Here is a 3292-nt window from a genome sequence, read left to right as displayed (position 1 = left end):
GGAAGCCGCCGTGCTGGCGGTCGAGGGCAAATACCTGGTGGGCTACCTGGTGCTGCACAACGCCGGTGATGACTGGCGCGATGTGTTGAGTGCCCACCTGGCCCAGCATCTGCCAGACTACATGGTGCCGGCGCAGTGGATGCTGCTGGAACAGATGCCGCTGAGCCCCAACGGTAAACTGGACCGCAAGGCCCTGCCCAAGCCTCAAGCCACCCACCACTACGAAGCGCCGCAGAGTGGCCTGGAGCAGCAAATCGCCGCAATCTGGGCCGAGGTGCTGGGCGTCGAGCAAGTGGGTTTGAACGACAACTTCTTCGAGCGTGGCGGTGATTCGATCATCTCCATTCAAGTGGTCAGCCGCGCCCGTGCCGCCGGTATCCATTTCACTGCCAAGGCATTGTTCCAGCACCAAACGGTGCGCAGCCTGGCCCGCGTGGCGCAGTTGCAGACAGCGCAGGTGATCGATCAAGGCCCGGTGCAGGGCGAGACGCCGTTGCTGCCGTTCCAGCAATTGTTCTTCGAGATGGACCTGCCGGACCGTCACCACTGGAACCAGTCCTTGCTGCTGACGCCACGCCAGCCCCTTGAGGCCGAGCCTTTGGAAGCGGCGCTGCAAGCACTCACCCAGCACCACGATGTGCTGCGCCTGAGCTTCAGCCAGCAGGCCGGGGCCTGGACCGCACGGCATGATGCGCAACCTGCAACCCTGCTGTGGCAGGCGAACGTGCAGGACGCTGCCGAACTGCAAACCCTGTGCGAGCGCGCCCAGCGTAGCCTCGACCTGCAGCAAGGCCCGTTGCTGCGCGCGGTACTCGCCGAGATGGCTGACGGTTCCCAGCGCCTGCTGCTCGTGATGCACCACCTGGTGGTGGACGGCGTGTCCTGGCGGGTGTTCCTCGAAGACCTGCAAAGCTTGTATCGCCAGCAACAGTTGCCGGCCAAGACCACGTCGTTCAAGGTCTGGGCTGAGCGCTTGCGGGCCCATGCCCGCAGCGAAGCCGTGGAGCCGGAAAAACACTTCTGGCTGCAACAGCTCCAGGGCGTGCCGACCGACTTGCCGTGCCGGGATCCAAACGGCGCACGTCCCGGGCGCCTGGCGCAGACCGTGGTCAGCCAACTGGACGCCGAACACACTCGGCAATTGCTGCAACAGGCGCCCACGGCCTATCGCACCCAGATCAACGACCTACTACTGACGGCCCTGGCGCGGGTTATCTGCCTGTGGACGGGGCAGGCTTCGAGTCTGATCCAGCTGGAAGGCCATGGCCGCGAAGACGTGTTCGACGACATCGACCTGACCCGTACCCTGGGCTGGTTCACCAGCCTGTTTCCGGTGCGCCTGACCCCGACCGAATCCCTTGCCACTTCGATCAAGCAAATCAAGGAACAACTGCGCGCCGTGCCAGACAAAGGCCTGGGTTTCGGCGCGCTACGCTACCTCGGCGACGACGCCACGCGCCAGGCGTTCAGTGAGTTGCCGGTGCCACGCATCACCTTCAACTACCTGGGCCAGATCGACGGCAGCTTTGATCAGCCAGACGGTTTGTTCGTGCCAGCGCGAGAAAGCGCGGGTGCCGAGCAGAGCCCCGAGGCGCCGCTGGGCAACTGGTTGACGCTCAACGGCCAGGTGTTCGGCGGTGAACTGCACATGGGCTGGACCTTCAGCCCGCTGATGTTTGAGGCCTCGCAAATCGACGCCTTGAGCCAAGCCTTTACCCGCGAACTGACGGCGTTAGTGGAGCATTGCTGCACCCCCGGCAACCGTGGCGTGACCGCTTCCGATTTCCCGTTGTCGCGCTTGAACCAACAGCAACTGGAGTCCTTGCCGCTGGCTGCCGACGCCATTGAAGACATCTACACCTTGTCACCCATGCAGCAGGGCATGCTGTTCCACACCCTGTATGAACAGGCCGCCGGCGACTACATCAACCAGATCCGCGTGACCGCCGAGGGCCTGGATGTGGCGCGATTCCAGCAGGCGTGGGATGCCACCGTGCGCGCCCATGACGTGTTGCGCAGTGGGTTCTTCTGGGAAGGCCAGCTGGAATGGCCGTGCCAGGTGGTGTACCGCGAGGCCCGGTTGCCGATCGAACACCTCGATTGGCGTGCGATGCCGGAGCGTGAACTGGCGTTGAAAAACCTGCAGGAAGCCCAGCGTTGCCAGGGCTTTGACCTAGCCAAGGCACCCCTGGTGCGCATGGTGCTGGTGCGTATCGACGAGCAACGCCATGAGCTGATCTACACCCACCACCATATCCTGATGGACGGCTGGAGCAATTCGCGGCTGTTCGGTGAAGTGCTGCAGCGCTACGCCGGCGTGGCTGTGCCGGAGGCGGCCGGGCGTTATCGCGACTACATCGGTTGGTTGCAGCAGCGTGATGCCGGTGCGACCGAAACCTTCTGGCGTGAGCAGTTGAGCGCACTGCAGTCACCGACTCGCCTGGGCAGCAGCCAGCCGATGACGGCAGGCGGGCATGGCGAACATCAACTGAGCCTGGATCGCCCGCTGACCGAACGTCTCGAGGCCTTCGCACGCAGCAACAAGGTCACGCTCAACACCCTGATCCAGGCGGCATGGCTGGTGCTGTTGCAGCGCCATAGCGGGCAGTCGGTGGTGTCCTTTGGTGCCACCGTGGCCGGACGCCCGGCGGATCTTGTGGGTGTAGAGCAGCAGATCGGCCTGTTTATCAATACCCTGCCGGTGATCTGCGCAGTGGATGGTCAGCAAAGCGTAGCCGACTGGTTGCAGGCGGTGCAGGCGCAGAACCTGGCCCTGCGCGAGCATGAACACACCGGGCTGTACGATATCCAGCGCTGGGCCGGGCAAGGCGGTGAAGCCTTGTTCGACAACATCCTGGTGTTCGAGAACTACCCGGTGTCCAAGGCCCTGGAGCAGAGTGGGGGCAGCGGTATCCGTTTTGGCCTGCCGGACTCCCGTGAGCAAACCAGCTTCCCGTTGACCGTGCTGGTGGACGTTGGTGATACGCTGTCGGTGCAGTTCAGCTTTGCGCGTGCACACTTCGGTGCAGGTACGGTGCACACCTATGGCCGCCATCTGATCAACCTGTTGCGCGCCATGCTCGAGGGTGGCCAGCAGCGTTTGGGCGACCTGGCGATGCTCGATGCGGCTGAGCGTCAACAGGTGATCCACGATTGGAACGCCACAGCACGGGACTACCCGTTGCAACACTGCGTGCATCACCTGATTGAAGAGCAGGTGGCGCGCACGCCAGACGCTGCGGCGCTGGTGTTTGCCGAGCAGCGCTTGAGCTATGCCGAGCTGAACTGTCAT

The 3292-nt window shown here is 63.6% G+C and carries 1 protein-coding gene; it reads left to right on the top strand.

The features are described 5' to 3' along the window. Positions 1–3292, top strand: a 3292-nt coding sequence (locus ODQ19_RS27860; protein WP_330211823.1) for a condensation domain-containing protein, incomplete at both ends; no start/stop codon positions are given.

Origin of the sequence: Pseudomonas sp. AM4(2022), from assembly GCF_036346515.1 — a bacterium.
Classification (GTDB): domain Bacteria; phylum Pseudomonadota; class Gammaproteobacteria; order Pseudomonadales; family Pseudomonadaceae; genus Aquipseudomonas; species Aquipseudomonas paracarnis.
Note: the sequence above shows the minus strand (reverse complement) of the source record. Positions and strands in the feature narration are given on the sequence as shown.